Annotated in this window: 2 protein-coding genes (1 of these 2 running past the window's edge); both read right to left on the bottom strand. The window is 67.7% G+C overall.

Translation table 11 applies throughout. From position 1 onward, the window contains the following. A protein-coding gene (locus tag ACQI5H_RS00895; RefSeq protein ID WP_427077550.1) for a non-ribosomal peptide synthase/polyketide synthase crosses the window boundary here: on the bottom strand, positions 1-5,502 show its 5' portion. It extends 23,067 nt beyond the left edge of the window; 5,502 of the gene's 28,569 nt are visible here — the first part of the coding sequence; its start codon is at positions 5,500-5,502; its stop codon lies off the left edge, out of view. Further along, the gene (locus ACQI5H_RS00890) at positions 5,499-17,483 is read right to left on the bottom strand and encodes an amino acid adenylation domain-containing protein (RefSeq protein WP_427077549.1); all 11,985 of its coding nucleotides are present in this window, start codon (positions 17,481-17,483) and stop codon (positions 5,499-5,501) included. Before ACQI5H_RS00890 ends, ACQI5H_RS00895 begins: the two co-directional genes overlap by 4 nt.

The raw sequence follows: 17,483 nt of genomic DNA, 5'->3' as shown, positions 1-17,483 counted from the left end.
CAGCCCGGCACGCGGAATCCCGGTGACCCGAACAGCGCCCGGACGTTGCGATGCCAACCGGTCCCGCAGCCCGTCGAGCCCCGCGCAGTTAGCCCACGTCCAGCTGTCCACGGCGGTCGCCGAGCGCACCGGTGCCGGAGCCTTGTAGACGGTGACGTCGTAGCGATACCGGGTCAGTTCGTTGTCGGCCACCCCGCGTTTGACTTCGAGGTCAAGCCCGGCTACCGCGGGATGGTCGCCGGCCCAGGCGGTGAAAAACTCTGGGGCCAACAGTAATTCGGGTTCACCGAGCACAGCGCGCTGGACGCGCTGACGGATGTCGGCGGCGTCGGCGGTGTCGGTGCGGGCCAGCGCGATCCCCGTTTGTAACGCGCCCTGCAGGGCGTGGTTGCGGACATCACCGAGAAACAGGGCCCCGCCCGGCGCCAACAACCTGATGGTGTTGTCGATCACCTCGCGCAAGTACGCGGCGTTAGGGAAGTACTGGATTACCGAGTTCAAAACGATGGTGTCGAAATATCCGTCCGGCAGCGCATCGGTGACATGCGCAGGCCGGCACAGCAATTCCACCCGCTCACCCCACGGCTGTGCGGCCACCGCCGCCCGCAGGCTCTCGATCGCCGCCGCCGACATGTCGGTGGCCACATAGCGTTCACACGCCGGAGCAATTTGCGAGAGCACCAGTCCCGACCCGGCGCCGATCTCCAACACCCGCCGCGGGCGCAGCGCGCGGATCCGATCCACCGTGGCCGCGCGCCACTCCGCCATCTCCTCGATCGGAATCGGCTGCTCGGTGTAGCTGCTGTTCCAGCCCCGAAAGTCCATGCCGAACTCCGGCGCTTGTCCTTCGGCGCCGTAGAGCTCGTCGTACAGCCGCTGCCACCCCTCGACGACCTCGGCATCGTCCTCGACGGTGGCGGTGTCGTCGAAGGTGACGTAGCCGACCAAATGCGAACCCGTGACGCTTTCGTGTACCGCCGCGGCGGCCCGGGTGACCTGTGGGCTGGCGAGTAGGGTGTTTTCGATTTCGCCCAGCTCGATGCGCTGCCCGCGGAGTTTGACCTGGGTGTCGGCGCGGCCCAGATACTCCAGGGCGCCGGCGGGGGTCCAGCGCGCCAGGTCTCCGGTGCGATACATCCGCGCCCCCGGGGCCCCAAAGGGGTTGGGCACGAACCGTTCCGCGGTCAACCCCGCCCGGCCCACGTAGCCGCGCGCCAGCGCTTGGCCGCCGACGTACAACTCGCCGACCACCCCGACCGGGGCGGGGTGTAACCGCGCGTCGAGCACCCACGCATGCACGCCCGCGACGGGGGCGCCGATGTTCACCGGCTGCCGCGCCACCAGCGGCGCAAAGGTAGCCCAGATGGTGGTCTCGGTCGGGCCGTAGAGGTTGAACATCCGCCGGCCGGGCGCCCAAGCGGCCACCACCTCGGGTGGGCAGGCCTCGCCCATGGTGGCCAACACGTCCAGCGTTTCCAGGCGGGCCGGGTCCAGCGACGACACCACCGACGGGGTCACCACGGCCGCGCTGACTTGTTGGTCCTCCAGCAACTCGGTCAACGCCTGCCCGGCATACACGTCCGGTGGGGCCACCACCGCCGCCGCCGCCGACCCTGCCGCCCATAACATTTCGAACACCGACGCATCGAAGGTCGGGGCGGCCACCATCAACACCCGCGCATCCGCGCCGAGGCCGAACACCGTGCGTTGCGCCGCGGCCATCCCCGACAAACCGGCGTGGCTGACCACCACCCCCTTGGGCACCCCGGTAGAGCCCGACGTGAAAATCACATACGCGCCGTTGTCGACTCGCAGCGGCGCCAACCGATCGGCATCGGTGATCGGATCCGCGCGATACCCCGAGACATCCAGCCCGTCGACTCGCAGCACCGGACGCGCCCCGCCCACCGGGTCGGCGCCACAGGTCAGCACACACACCGCCCCCGCGGCATCGAGCACCGCGGCGATGCGCTCGGCCGGGTGGGACCGGTCCACCGGCACATAGACCCCGCCGGCCTTGACCACCGCCCACCAGGCCACGACCAATTCCATGCGCCGATCCATCGCGACGCCTACGGCGCGCTCGGGACCCACCCCGGCCTCGATCAGCACCCGCGCCCACCGCGACGACCACTCATCAAGCTCGCGATAGGACACGCTCCGCGTCCCGTCGATGACCGCCGGTGCCGCGGGCACGGCGGCCACCGCCGCGGCCAATATCTGCGGGGCCACCCCAACGGGCGCCGCCACCTCGACGCCAGACCACCGCTGCAGCACCAGATCACGCTCACCGCGATCCAGCAGCGACACCTCTCCCACCGTCACCGAGGCATCGGTCACCACCGCCTCGATCACCCGGCCAAACCAGCCGACCAACCGTTCGATGCTGGCGCGCTCGAACAAATCCGTGGCATACAGCACCACCCCGGTGGCCATCGGCGCGCCCGAATCCTCGGCAAGCACCTCACCCAGGTTGAAATCCAGGTCGAACTTGGACGTTTGGGTGGACACTCCGAGCGGCTCGACGCTGACTCCGTCCAGCGCTACCTCGGGGCGCACATTGCTCATAAAGGCCATGCCCACCTGGAAAAGCGGGTGATGCGCGGTGGAGCGCACCGGGTTGAGCTGTTCGACCAGCCGCTCGAAGGGAACGTCCTGGCTGTTGTAAGCAGCCAGCGCCTTGTGCCGCACCGCCGAGAGCACGTCGGAAAAGCGCTGCGCGGAGGTGACGCCCACCCGCAATACCCAGGTGTTGACGAAAAAACCGACCAGGTCATCGAGCGCCTCGTCCAACCGCCCGGCGATCGGCGTGCCGATCGCGATGTCCTCACCGGCGCCGGCGCGGTGCAATACCGCGGCCAACGCGGCCTGCAACACCATCGAGGCGGTCGTGTTGTGCTCCGCGGCCAGCGCCTTGACCCCCGCCCACAGCTGGGGGGCGATGCGCACCTCCACCTGATCGCCGCGGTAGCTGGGCATCGGCGGTCGCACCCGGTCGGTCGGCAGCGATACCACCTCGGGCAGCTCGGCGAGCTCCTGGCGCCAATAGGCCAACTGCGAGGAGATCACGCTGTCGGGATCCGTCTCCTCCCCCAGCCAATCCCGTTGCCACAGTGTGTAATCGGCGTACTGCACCGCCAAGCCGGGCCAGCTGGGGGTGCGCCCGGCTCGCCTGGACCGATACGCCTCGGCCACATCGCGGAACATGGGAGCCAAAGACCAGCCGTCAAAAGCGATGTGGTGCACCACGATTCCCACCACATGCCGCTCGGGACCCGTCGCGTAGAGCTGGGCACGGATCGGGATCTCGGTCGACAGATCGAACCGGTACCCGGCCAGCGCCACCAACTCGCCGGCCACCTCGCGCTCGGGCAGCGACAGCACCACCGCGCCCTTGTGCCGCCACATTCCCGGCTGCGCCGGCAACACCTGCTGGCACGGCACCCCGTCGACGTCGGGGAATATGGTGCGCAGCGCTTCGTGGCGGGCGATCACATCGTCCAGCGCCGCCCCGAGTGCTTCGGCATCCAGCGGTCCGTCGATCCGGAACGCGGTCGGCATGTTGTAGGTCGCCACCCCGCCCTCGAAGCGGTCCAAAAACCACAACCGGCTCTGGGCGAACGACAACGGAATCCTCGCCGGCCGATCGGCCGCCACCAACGGTTTACGGCGGGCCCCGTCCTCACCGATCCGCGGCGCCAGCTCGGCCACCGTCGGCGCGTCGAACAAGGTGCCCACCGCCAGACCGGCATCCAGGGCGGTGTTGACGGCGGCAATCAGCCGCATCGCCGACAGTGAATCCCCGCCCAGATCGAAGAAGGAGTCGTCGACCCCGACCCGTTCCAGCCCGAGGACCCGGGCGTAGATATCGGCCAAGGCCTGCTCGACCGGGTTGGAGGGGGCACGGTACCGGGACGCGTTCTGGTAGTCGGGCGCCGGGAGGGCCCGCTTGTCGAGTTTGCCGTTGGGGGTCAACGGCATTCGATCCAGCGCCACGACCGCCGAGGGGATCATGTAAGCCGGGAGCCGCTCGGCCAGGCGCGCGCGTACGTCGGTCACCTCGACGGTTCCGGTGACGTAACCGACGATCTGTTTGTCGCCGGGGCGGTCCTCGCGGACGATCGCGGCCGCCTGCCCCACCCCGTCCAGTGCGCTCAGCGCCGCTTGGATTTCGCCGAGCTCGATGCGATAGCCGCGGATCTTGACTTGCTCGTCGACTCGCCCCAGATAGTCCAGCTGCCCGTCGGGACGCCAACACACCAGATCCCCGGTGCGATACATGCGTGCTCCCGGCGCATCCGCGCCGCCGAACGGGCACGCCACAAACCGCGAACCGGTCAGGCCCGGCCGTCGCCAATACCCAACTCCCACACCGGTACCGGCGACATACAGCTCACCGACCACACCTTCCGGCACCGGGCGCAATGAGCCGTCGAGCACAAACAACGCAGCCCCTGGCACCGGCGAGCCGATCGGCACCGCACCCGAGCCGGCCGTCAGCGGCGCACTGATCGTCGCCAATATCGTCGTCTCGGTCGGGCCGTAAGCGTTGACCATCACCCGCCCCGGCGCCCACCGATCCACCACGTCGGCCGGGCAGGCCTCGGCGGCGATCAGCAAGGCCGCCGACTCCAAACCCCGCTGCGACAGCGTCCCCACCGATGACGGGGTCTGGCCTAAAACGTTGACCTTCTCGCCGACCAACAAGGCGTGGAAGTCCTCAGGAGAACGCGTCACCTCTTCGGGCACCACCACCAGCCGGCCCCCGTGCAACAGCGCGCCCCAGATCTCCAACACCGAGTAGTCGAAGGCCAAGGAGTGAGACAGCGTCCACACGCTTTCCGGCCCCAGCTCGAAGCCGGCGTCCAGCGAGTCGAATAGCCGGGCGACGTTATGGTGTGTTACCGCAACGCCTTTGGGGGTGCCTGTGGTGCCCGAGGTGTAGATCAGGTAGGCCATGTCATCAGGGGCGGGCGCCGGCAATGCCGTGTCGGGCTGGGTGTCAATGCGGGGGTCGTCGACATCGATGACCAGCAGCCCATGCCCGTCCAGCCGATCGGCTAACCCGGCGGTGGTGATCGCGGCGACCGGCGCGCCATCGGCGAGCATGAAGGCGATACGGGCATCCGGCACCACCGGGTCGATCGGCAGATACGCCGCCCCGGTTTTCAGCACCGCCAAAATCGCTACGACCGCGTCGGCCGACCGCGAAAACAGCAGCGCCACACACTTTCCCGGGCCAATTCCCTGGCCGGCCAAGAGGTGCGCCAACCGGTTGGCGGCCTCATCGAGCTCCCGGTACGTCATGGCGCCGCCCGCAAAGGTCAGCGCTACCGCGCCCGGGTCACGCGCCGCCTGCGCGGCGAACAACACCGGAAGCGACGCCGGGGTGGCGGCCGGCGCGGTCAACGCCGCTCGATTACCCCATTCCTCTACCCGGTCATGCTCACCCTCGTCGTGCAGGTCGATCGACGAAAGCCGCGGCCCCGCATCGGCCGTCATGCGCGCCGCCCGGTCTCGGCGGTGATCGCCACCAACACTCGCCGCCACCGCTCGATCAGCGCCTGGATTCTGGCCGCGTCGAAAATGTCTGTTCGAAATTCCACTTCCCCGCTGATCCCGGCGGGCTCACCGGACTCGCTCCAGCGTTCAGCGAGCGAAATGGTCAAATCCATGCGGGCGGTCTGAAGCCGCACGGGCAGCGGCGCGACCTGGACATCACCCAAACTCAACCCGGCCACGGGATCGTTGTGCCCGGCGAAATTCTGCCAGGCCACCATCACCTGGATCAGTGGGTGGTGCTTGCGCGATCGGGTGGGGTTGAGCCGTTCCACCAGCACCTCGAAGGGCACGTCTTGGTGCTCGTAGGCGGCCAGGCTGCGTTGTCGCACCTGGGCCAGCAGTTCGCCGATGGTGGGATCACCGGCCAGGTCGACCCGCAGCACCAAGGTGTTGACGAAGAACCCCACCAGCTCATCGAGCGCCGGATCGCCACGCCCGGCGACCGCGATTCCCACGGCCACGTCGGGGCTGGCGCTGAGTTTGGACAAGAGCACGGCCAGGGCGGCCTGCACGACCATGAAGGTGGTCGCGTTGTGTTCGCGGGCCAGATCGCGCACCCGCTGCTGCAGCTCGGCCGGCCACTCCACGGGGACGCTGGCGCCGCGCGGATCGGGAACCGGTGGGTAGGGGCGATCGGTGGGTAGTGGCAGGCGCTCGGGCATTCCGGCCAGCGCGTCTTCCCAGTAGGCCAGTTGTGCGGCGATGGGGCTCTCGTTGTCGGCGAGATCCCCGAGGTGCTCGCGCTGCCACAGCGTGTAGTCGACGTACTGCACCGCCAACGGCGTCCAGTCCGGAGCGTGCCCGGCGCACCGGTTGGCATAGGCCACGCCCAGATCGCGCACGAGCGGGGTGATCGACGAGCCATCGGCGGCGATATGGTGCACCACGGCCACCAGCACATGCTCGTCATCACCGACGCGGAAAAGTCTTGCCCGCAACGGGATCTCGGTGGAAAGGTCGAAGCTGTAACGCACCGCGTCGCTGATCGCCTCATCGAGCCGGTTCGCCGGCCAGCCGGTGGAATCGACGACGTCCCAACCAAACTCGGCGCGCTCGACGGGCACCACCAGCTGCTGGGGTGTCCCCTCGACCGCGGGGAACAGGGTGCGCAGGCTTTCGTGCCGGCTCACCAAGTCGGCGAGCGCCGCACCCAGCGCTTCGACATCAAGGGCCCCGCTCAGCCGCAACGCCGCCGCGATGTTGTAGATCGGTGAGGGACCCTGCAATTGGTCGAGGAACCACAATCGGCTCTGCGCGAACGACAATGGGATGCTCGCGGGCCGCTCGACCGGCACCAATGGCTTGCGCCGGCCCCCTTCCTCGCCGATACACGGCGCCAACTGGGCGACCGTGGGCGCCTCGAACAAGGTGCGCACCGAAAGGCCGGCATCCAGGACGGTGTTGATCGCGGCGATCACCCGCATCGCCGACAGCGAATCCCCGCCCAGGTCGAAGAACGAGTCGTCGGCCCCGACCCGCTCGAGCCCGAGTACCTGGGCATAGATGCCGGCCAAGATTTCCTCGGTGGGGGTGGCCGGGGCGAGGAACCGTTCGATGTCGGCATAGATGGGCGCCGGCAGGGCGCGGGTGTCGAGCTTGCCGTTGGGGGTCAGCGGCAGCGTGTCGAGTGCCACGACCGCCGCGGGGATCATGTAGGTCGGGAGCCGCTCGGCCAGCGCGGTCCGTGCGTGGGCTGGGTCTGCCGGTCCGGTGATATAGCCGACGAGGCGTTTGTCGCCGGGGTGGTCCTCGCGGGCGATCACCACCGCCTGCTCGACGCCGTCCAGTGCATTCAGCGCCGCTTGGACTTCGCCGAGTTCGATGCGATAGCCGCGGATCTTGACTTGCTCGTCCGCGCGCCCCAGATACTGCAGCTGCCCATCAGCACGCCAACACACCAGATCCCCGGTGCGATACATCCGCGCTCCCGCGGTGAACGGGCACGCCACAAACCGCGACGCCGTCAAGGGGCCCCGCCGCCAATACCCAACTCCCACACCGGTACCCGCGACATACAACTCACCGACAACACCGGGCGGCACCGGCCGCAGTGAGCCGTCGAGCACGAACAGCGCCGCCCCGGGCACGGGCGAGCCGATCGGCACCACGCCCGACCCAGCCGTCAGCGGCGCACTGATCGTCGCGTACACCGTGGTTTCGGTCGGGCCGTAGGCGTTGACCATCACCCGACCCGGCGCCCACCGATCGACCACCTCGGCCGGACAGGGCTCGGCGGCCACCATCAACGCCGCCGAGTCGAGCCCCTGCGGCGAGAGCACCCCCACCGCCGAGGGGGTCTGGCTTAGGACGCTGACCTTTTCAGTGACCAGTAACTCGTGGAAGTCATGCGGTGAGCGGGCGATCGACTCGGGCACCACCACCAGCCGCCCACCGTGCAGTAGCGCACCCCAGATCTCCCATACCGAGTAGTCGAAGGCCGGGGAATGACATTGCGTCCACACCTGTCCCGGCGCTAGCTCCACGCCGACGTCCATGCCGTCGAACAGCCGGGTCACATTGTGGTGGGTGGTCGCCACCCCCTTGGGCACCCCGGTGGTGCCCGAGGTGTAGATCAGGTAGGCAATGTCGTCGGGAGCCGGCGCCGGCAGCGCGGTGCTGGGTTGGGCCTCGATGCGGGGATCGTCGACATCGATGACCAGCAGGTCGCGTCCGTCGAGTCGATCGGCCAGCTCGCCGGTGGTGATCGCGGCGATCGGGGCGGCGTCGGCGAGCATGAAGGCGATCCGGGCATCCGGCACCACCGGGTCGATCGGCAGATACGCCGCCCCGGTTTTCAGCACCGCCAAAATCGACACGATCGCCTCGGCCGACCGCGAAAACAGCAGCGCCACACGCTGTCCCGCGCCCACACCAGAGCCGGCCAACAGGTGCGCCAGCCGGTTGGCGGTCTCATCCAGCTCGCGGTAGGTCCACGACTGCTCCCCGCACACCAGCGCCACCGCATCCGGGGTGCGAGCCACCTGCGCGGCAAACAACGCCGGGATCGACGCCGCGGCGGGTGCGGGCCGCATCAACACCGCCCCGTTACCCCACCCCTCCAGGCGGGCATGTTCAGGCTCATCGAGCAGATCCACCGACGACAGCCGCCGGGTGGGCTCGGCGGTCATTGCCACCAACACCCGCTCCAACCGCCCGATCAGTGTTTGGATGCTGGCCGCGTCGAACACGTCGGTGCGGAATTCCACCGCCCCGCCTATCCCGGCGGGCTCACCGGCCTCGTTCCAGCGTTCCCCTAGATAAAACACCAAATCCATGCGAGCGGCCTGGATACCGACGGGTAGTGGCGTGACCTGGACATCGCCCAGAGCCGGCTCGACGGCGGGGTCGCTGTCTTGGCCGGTGAAGTTCTGCCACGCAAATATCACCTGGATCAAGGGGTGATGGGTCAGCGAGCGAGAAGGATTGAGCCGCTCGACGAGCACCTCGAAGGGCACATCTTGATGCTCGAAAGCCTCCAAACTGCGCGCCCGCACCTGGGCCAGCAGTTCACCGACGCTGGGATCGCCGGCCAGATCGACACGCAGCACCAAGGTGTTGACGAAGAACCCCACCAGCTCATCAAGCGCCGGGTCGCGGCGCCCCGCGATCGAAATCCCCACCGCCACATCGGGGCTGGCGCTGAGTTTGGAGAGCAGCGCCGTCAGGGCGGCCTGGATCACCATGAAGCTGGTCGTGTTGTGCTCGGCGGCTATCCGGGCGACCCGCTGCTGTACATGCGCCGGCCAATTGACCGCCAGAGTGGCGCCGCGGTAGTCGGCGACCGGCGGGTAGGGCCGATCGGTGGGCAGCTGCAGGCGCTCGGGCATCCCGGCCAGGGCGTCCTGCCAGTAGGCCAGCTGCGCGGCGATGGGGCTCTCGGGATCGTCGAGATCCCCGAGGTGCTCGCGCTGCCACAGCGTGTAATCGACGTACTGCACCGTCAACGGCGCCGTGTCGGGAGCGTGTCCCGCTGAGCGACTGGCATAGGCCACACCCAGATCACGGACCAGCGGGGCGATGGACCAGCCGTCGGCGGCGATGTGGTGGGCCACCGCCATCAGCACATGCTCGTCGTCGCCGACGCGGAAAAGCCTTGCTCGCAAGGGGATCTCGCCGGCCAGATCGAACGTGTGACGGGCCTCGGCGCTGATGGCCTCATACAGCTGGTCTCCCGGCCAGCCGGTGGCATCGATGACATGCCACCCGAAGTCGGCCCGCTCCGAGGGGATGATCACCTGCTGCGGTACACCATCGGGCGCGGCGAACAGGGTGCGCAGACTCTCATGGCGGGCAACCACATCGGTCACCGCCGCCCCCAGCGCGTCGACGTCGAGCCGCCCACACAGCCGCAAGGCAACCGCCATGTTGTAGATCGGGGACGGCCCTTGCAGCTGGTCGATGAACCACAACCGTTGCTGGGCATACGACAACGGGATCCGCTGCGGGCGTTCCATCGGTACCAGGGGCGGGCGGGGAGAACCGCCTCGATGCCGTTGCAGATGCTCGGCGAGGTCCGCTACTTTGGCGGCTTCGAAGAGATACCGCACCGGGACTTCCCTGCCCAATGCCAGCTGCAGGCGCGCACTGACCCGGGTGGCGGTCAACGAATCGCCGCCCAGGGCGAAGAAGTCGTCGTCGAGCCCGACCTGGGCCAGGCCCAATACCTCGGCGAACGCCTCGGCAATGATCTTTTGCGTCTGGGTCTGCGGCGCCCGGAAGACGGTGGCGGCAAACACCGGCGCCGGCAACGCTTTACGGTCGATCTTTCCCGAGGAGGTCAACGGGAACTCGTCGAGCACGACGATGTGTGAGGGCACCATGTAGTCGGGCAACCACGCACTGAGGCGCTGACGCACCGCGCCGAGTTTGGTGTTGGTGTCGGGATCGTTGGCGTGAGTGGCGTGTTGCCGAGCTCCGGCGGGGGGCAGGTAAAGATCGGTCAGCGGCGTGTGCTGGCCATCGGCGTCGGTCGGGGCGGTGAAGACCGCGTCCAGGGTGCCCGGTTGGGCGCCCAGGGTGACCGCGACGTGGTATCCGGCGGTTTCACCGAGTCGGTGTAACTCTTCGGGGACGACGGCATCGGCTGTGGCTTCGGTGAGCGCTGCCGCTAGGGGTAGTCCGGCCTCGAGGACGCCTTCAACGTGGACGTCGGCGATCACTCCGGCATGGGGGATACCGGTGACGCGAATCATGCTGGGGCGCTGCGATATCAACCGGTCGCGCAGCGCTGCGCAATCCGTCCACGTCCAGCTGGGTGCGTCGGCCAGCGAACGTACGGGTGCCGGGGTTTTGTGGACGACGACGTCGTAGCGATACCGGGTCAGTTCGTTGTCGGCCGTTCCGCGTTTGACTTGAATGTCGACTCCGGCCACGTCCGGATGCTCGGCGGCCAAGGTGGTGAAAAACTCTGGTGCCAACAACAATTCGGTCTCGCCGAGCATCGCGCGCTGAATGCGTTGGCGGATCTCGGCGGCATCGGCGCTGTCGCTGCGCGCCAGCGCGACCCCGGTTTGAAACGCACCCTGCAAGCTGTGGTTGCGCACGTCGCCGAGAAACAGCGACCCACCCGGCGCCAACAACTCCATGGCGTTGTCGATGACCTCGGCCAGGTACGCCGCGTTGGGGAAGTACTGCACCACTGAGTTGAGAATGATGGTGTCGAAATAACGCTGCCGCAGAGTTTCGGTGAGGTGGGCGGGCTGGGTCAGCAGCTCGACGCGATCACGCCACTCGATCCGCAACCGCTCGAGCGAGCGGGTCAGCTTGTCGATAGCCACCGCCGACATGTCGGTGCCGACGTAATGCTCACAGTGGGGGGCGATCTGGGACAACACCAGGCCCGAACCGACGCCGATTTCCAACACCCGCCACGGCCGCAGCGCCATGATCCGATCCACCGTGGCCGCACGCCACTGCACCATCTCCCGCAGCGGAATGGGCTCGTCGGTGTAGCTGCTGTTCCAGCCGCGAAAGTCCATGCCGAACTCCGGCGCCTCGCCCTCGGCGCCATAGAGCTCGTCGTAAAGATGTTGCCACTGGTCGACGACCTCGGCATCGACCTCTGCGGTGGCTGCGTGCTCGAGGGTGACGTAGGCAACGAGGTGGGTGCCAGTGTCACGGTGGTGGACCGTGGCGGCGGCCTGGATGACTTGTGGGCAGGCCAGTAGGGTGTTTTCGATTTCGCCCAGCTCGATGCGCTGGCCGCGCAATTTGACCTGGGTGTCGGCGCGGCCCAGATACTCCAGGGCGCCGGCGGGGGTCCAGCGCGCCAGGTCTCCGGTGCGATACATCCGCGCCCCCGGGGCCCCAAAGGGGTTGGGCACGAATCGCTCCGCGGTCAAGGCCGCCCGGCCCACATAACCGCGCGCCACTGCCGGCCCACCCAGATACAGTTCGCCCACCGTCCCGATCGGCGCGGGATTCAGCCGCGCGTCGAGCACCCACGCGCACACCCCCGCGATCGGTGCGCCGATGGCCACCGGCTGCCCCGCCACCAGCGGCGCACAGGTAGCCCAAACGGTGATCTCGGTCGGTCCATAGGCGTTGAACATCCGCCGGCCCGGCGCCCAGCCGGCCACCACTTCCGGCGGGCAGGCCTCGCCCATGGTGGCCAACGTCGACAGGTCGTCGAGGCGGTCCCGATCCAGCGACGACGCCACCGTCGGAGTCATTAGGGCCGCGGTGACCCGGTGGGCTTGCAGCAGATCGGTCAACGCCTGTCCGGCATACACATCCGGTGGCGCCACCACCAATGCCGCGGCCGACCCTGTGGCCCACAGCGTTTCGAACACCCACGCATCGAAGGTAGGCGCGGCCACCATCAACACCCGCGCATCCGCGCCCAATCCGAGCAGTTCGCGGTGGGCCGCCGCAATCCCCGGCAGACCGACGTGGCTGACCGCCACCCCCTTGGGCGCCCCGGTAGACCCTGACGTAAAAAACACATGCGCGGTGTTTTCGGCCGTCAGGCGCGCCAGCCGATCGGCGTCGGTGATCGGATCCGCGGAGTACCCGGACACGTCCAGATCGTCGAGGCGCAATACCGGGCGCGCCCCCGTCCCGGCCACCGGGTCGGCGCCGCGGGCCAGCACACACACCGCCCCCGCGGCATCCAATACCGCGGCGATGCGCTCGGCCGGGTGGGTTCGATCTACCGGCACATACACCCCACCGGCCTTGAGCACCGCCCACCAGGCCACCACCAACTCCGCACATCGCTCGATCGCCACACCAACCGCGCGCTCGGGACCCACCCCCGCCTCGATCAGCACGCGCGCCAACCGCGACGACCATTCATCAAGCTCGCGATACGACACAGTGCGGCTACCGTCGATGACGGCCGCCGCCCCCGGTTCCGCGGCCACCGCCGCGGCCAATATCTGCGGCGCCACCCCTACCGGCGCCTCCACCTCGACGCCAGACCACCGCTGCAGCACCAGATCACGCTCACCGCGATCCAGCAGCGACACCTCACCCACCATCACCGCGGCATCGGTGACCACCGCCTCGATCACCCGGCCAAACCAGCCGACCAACCGCTCGATGCTGGCCCGGTCGAACAAGTCCGTGGCGAAGGTCACCGTCCCGGTCGCCATCGGCGCCGCGGCCCCGTCGCCGGGCACCTCCCTTAGATCGAAATCCAGGTCGAATTTGGCGGTGCCGGTGGACATCGCCAGGGGCTCGACGTCGACGCCCTCCAGCGCCACCTCGGGACGCACGTTGTTTTGGAAGACCATGCCCACCTGGAACAGCGGGTGATGCGCGGTGGAGCGCACCGGGTTGAGTTGTTCGACCAACAACTCAAACGGGACATCCTGATTGCTGTAGGCATTGAGCGCCTTGTGCCGCACCCGCGCCAGCACATCGCAAAACCGCTGCGCAGGAGTCACACCCACGCGCAATACCCAGGTGTTGACGAAAAACCCGACCAGATCATCGAGCGCCTCGTCCAACCGCCCGGCGATCGGCGAACCCATCACCACGTCCTCACCGACACCCGCCCGGTGCAACACCACCGCCAACACCGCCTGCAACACCATCGAGGCCGTCGCGTTGTGCACCGCCGCCACGTCCTTGACCCCCGCCCACAGCTGCGGGTCGATGCGCAGCGGCACCTGATCGCCGCGGTAGCTGGGCACCGGCGGACGCGCCCGATCCGTGGGCAGCGACACAACCTCGGGCAGCTCGGCCAACTCCTGGCGCCAATAGGCCAACTGCGAAGCGATTACGCTGTCGGGATCGGACTCGAGCCCCAACCAATCCTGTTGCCACAGCGTGTAATCGGCGTATTGCACCGCCAACGGCGCCCAGTACGGGGCTTGCCCCGCGCACCGGCTGGCATACGCCATGCCCACATCCCGGACCATCGGGGCCATCGACCATCCGTCAAAAGCGATGTGGTGCACCACAATTCCCACCACATGCTGCTCGGGGCCCGTCGCGTAGATCTGGGCACGGATCGGGATCTCGGTCGACAGATCGAACCGATACCCGGCCAACGCCGCCAACTCGCCGGCGACGGCCCGCTCTGGCAGCGGCGCCACCACCGCGCCCTTGTGTTGCCACATCCCCGGCCGCGCCGCCAACACCCGCTGGCACGGCACGCCGTCGAGATCAACAAAGATGGTGCGCAGCGCTTCATGGCGCGCGATCACATCGTCCAGCGCCGCCCCGAGGGCCTCGACATCCAGCGGACCGTTGACCCGAAAGGCGATCGGCATGTTGTAGGTCGCCACCCCGCCCTCGAACCGGTCCAAAAACCACAACCGGCTCTGGGCGAACGACAACGGGACCCGCACAGGCCGCGGGCCGGCGACCAATGGCTTGCGCCGGTCGCCGTCCTCACCGATCCGGGGTGCCAACTGGGCCACGGTGGGCGCGTCGAACAAAGTGCGCACCGCAAGACCGGCATCCAGGGCGGTATTGATCGCCGCGATCACGCGCATCGCCGACAGCGAATCCCCACCCAAATCGAAAAACGACTCGTCGACCCCGACCCGCTCCAGCCCTAACACCCGCGCATAAATACCGGCCAGGATCTCCTCGGTGGGGCCCGACGGGGCACGATAACGATCGACATCGGTGTACCCCGGTGCCGGCAAGGCCCGCTTGTCCAGCTTGCCGTTGACCGTCAACGGCAAACTGCCCAGCGCCACCACGGCCGCCGGGATCATGTAGGCCGGCAACCGCTCAGCCAGCCGGCTGCGTAGCTCGTCCGGGTCAACCGCGCCAGTGACGTAACCCACCAGACGCTTGTCGCCGGGGCGGTCCTCGCGGGCAACGACCACCGCCTGCTCGACCCCGTCCAGTCCGGCCAGCGCCGCGCGCACCTCGCCGAGTTCGATGCGATACCCGCGGATCTTGACCTGCTCATCGACACGCCCCAGATACCGCAGCTGCCCATCGGTGCCCCAACACACCTCATCGCCGGTGCGATACATCCGAGTTCCCGCTGTGAACGGGCACGCCACAAACCGCGAACCGGTCAACCCCGGCCGCCGCCAATATCCAACTCCCACACCGGCACCGGCCACATACAACTCGCCGACCACACCCGCCGGCACCGGCCGCAACCACGCATCCAGCACAAGCAATGCCGCCCTCGGAACCGGCGAACCGATCGGCGCCCCAGAACCCGCCGTCAACGGCGCACTGATCGCCGCGTACACCGTGGTCTCGGTCGGGCCGTAGGCGTTGATCATCACGCGCCCGGGCGCCCACCGCTCCACCAGCTCGGCCGGGCAGGCCTCACCGGCCACCACCAGCGCCGCTTCCAAGCCCTCAGGCGATAAAACCCCCACCGCAGAGGGGGTTTGGCTTAGCACGCTGACGTGTTCCGCGGCTAGTAAGGCGTGGAAGCCTTCCGGCGAGCGGGCCACCTCTTCGGGCACCACCACCAGCCGCCCGCCGTAGAACAGCGCGCCAAAGATCTCCCACACCGAGACGTCAAAGGCCAAAGAATGCCACTGCGTCCACACCTGGCCTGGCGCCGGAAGGCCCGCCTCCAACGACTCCAGCAACTCGGTCACGTTGCGGTGGGTAATCGCCACCCCCTTGGGCACCCCGGTGGTGCCCGATGTGTACAGGATGTAGGCGATGTCATCGGGAGCCGGCGCCGGCGGCGCCGTACTGGGCTGCATATCAATGCGGGGGTCGTCGACGTCGATAACCAGCAACTGCTGGCCGTCCAGCCGGTCGGCCAGCCCGGGGGTGGTGATCGCGGCGATCGGCGCGCCGTCGTCGAGCATGAACCGCACCCGCGTCGCGGGCACCATCGGATCGATCGGGAGATAGGCCGCCCCGGTTTTGAGCACCGCCAAAATCGACACGATTGCCTCGGCCGAACGCGAAAACAGCAGCGCCACAGACTCACCCGGGCCCGCGCCCTGGCCGGCCAGCAGGTGCGCCAACCGGTTGGCCGCGGCGTCAAGCTCGCGATACGTCCAAGAACACCCCCCGCACACCAGCGCCACCGCCTCGGGCGTGCGCGCCACCTGCGCGGCGAACAACGCCGGGATCGACGTCGGCGTGCTCGCCGGCTCGCTCAATACCGCCCGGTTGCCCCACCCCTCCAGCCGGGTCTGCTCGAGCGGATCCAGCAAGTCCACCGACGACAAGGGCCTCGCTGGGTCCGCGGTCATCGCCGCCAGCACCCGCTCTAACCGCTGCGCCACATCGGTGACATCGAAATTCGAAAATGGCTGCCCAGCACCAGCCGTGCTGAGAAAGAGCCGATCGCCGGCGCCGGAGAAGAACAGCCCAAAGCCGTCCACGGGGCCCGCAGTGGTCAACGAAGCCGATGCGGCGGCGCCACCGAAGGCCAAAGTGAATATGGACGGGATGAAATTAACGCTCACCCTGCCGATCGGCTGACCCGGGCGAGCTTTGCGCTCAAGGGCTTGCACCGGAAACCTCTGATGCTGCAGCGCTTCCCGTATCCGCTTGTCAACATATTCGCAAAAACCGGCGACCGTACATCCCGGCGAAACCGTCAACACCAGCGGCACAATTCCGGCAACCATTGCGGGAAGCGTCCGTGATTCCGGACGTACTCGCCTGGCGACCGGGAAATCGAACACCACCTCTGGGCCCTCGGCGCACCACCCACGCACCAAGAGTGCGCACGCCGCGGTGATGACCGACGACCGAGGCACGTTCCACACTTCGGATAACTCTTCGACGCGGCGAAGGACCAAAGGATCCAACTGAACCGGCGCGGAAAGCCAATACCGTTCCCGCTCGCCCGTGGCATCGGGCAGCCGATCGTGCGGGCCGCTTTCGGTTGGAAGGTTCCTCGTCCAATAGGCCTGATCTTCGAGATAGTCGTCGGACGCTTCGTATTCCAACTCGCATTCGACCAAGTCCTGCAGCGAGCCGAAGAACGCATCAGGAATCGGTGCGCCCGAAACGATCGCGGAGTAGACGGCCGCAATCCGCTGACCAACGAGCGCGATCCCGGTTCCGTCCACGACTATGTGGTGGCCGCACCCGAAAAAATAGAATTCCTCGGGCGCCGTCCGAAGCAATGCAAATTTGAACAGCGGGCCACTGAGTGGCATCGGGGTGCGCTGGATCGATGAGGTTATCTGATGCGCTTCTTGTACCGGATTGTGCGAACCAGTCAGGTCATAGAAGGCCAGCTCCACATCCGGGTAATCGATCGGCTTTTGGAAAACCTGGCCATTCACCTCAAAGATGGCAGCCCTGACAGGTTCGGCCTCGGTCACTACTCGACGGATCGCCCACTGAAGGGCATCGGGTTCTACCGTGCCCTCGATTTTCACGAACAGACCGAGTTGCCACTCCGTGCCCGAGTGCCCCGTTTCCTGCGCAAGCCAAATGTCTAGCTGTCCGCGCGTCACCGGTAGTGCCCGGTCATCAGGTTCGCGCGTCAGCGTCAGTGCGCGGTCATCGAGTGCCAT

It is taken from the genome of Mycobacterium heidelbergense (genome assembly GCF_050205645.1).
GTDB lineage: Bacteria > Actinomycetota > Actinomycetes > Mycobacteriales > Mycobacteriaceae > Mycobacterium > Mycobacterium heidelbergense_A.
The sequence above is the reverse complement of the archived record's forward strand: the minus strand, read 5'-3'. Positions and strand labels throughout refer to the sequence as shown.

Coding starts and splice junctions, on each gene's coding strand:
- ACQI5H_RS00890 (WP_427077549.1), bottom strand. CDS start 17,483: ATGGCACTCGATGACCGCGCACTGACGCTGACGCGCGAACCTGATGAC.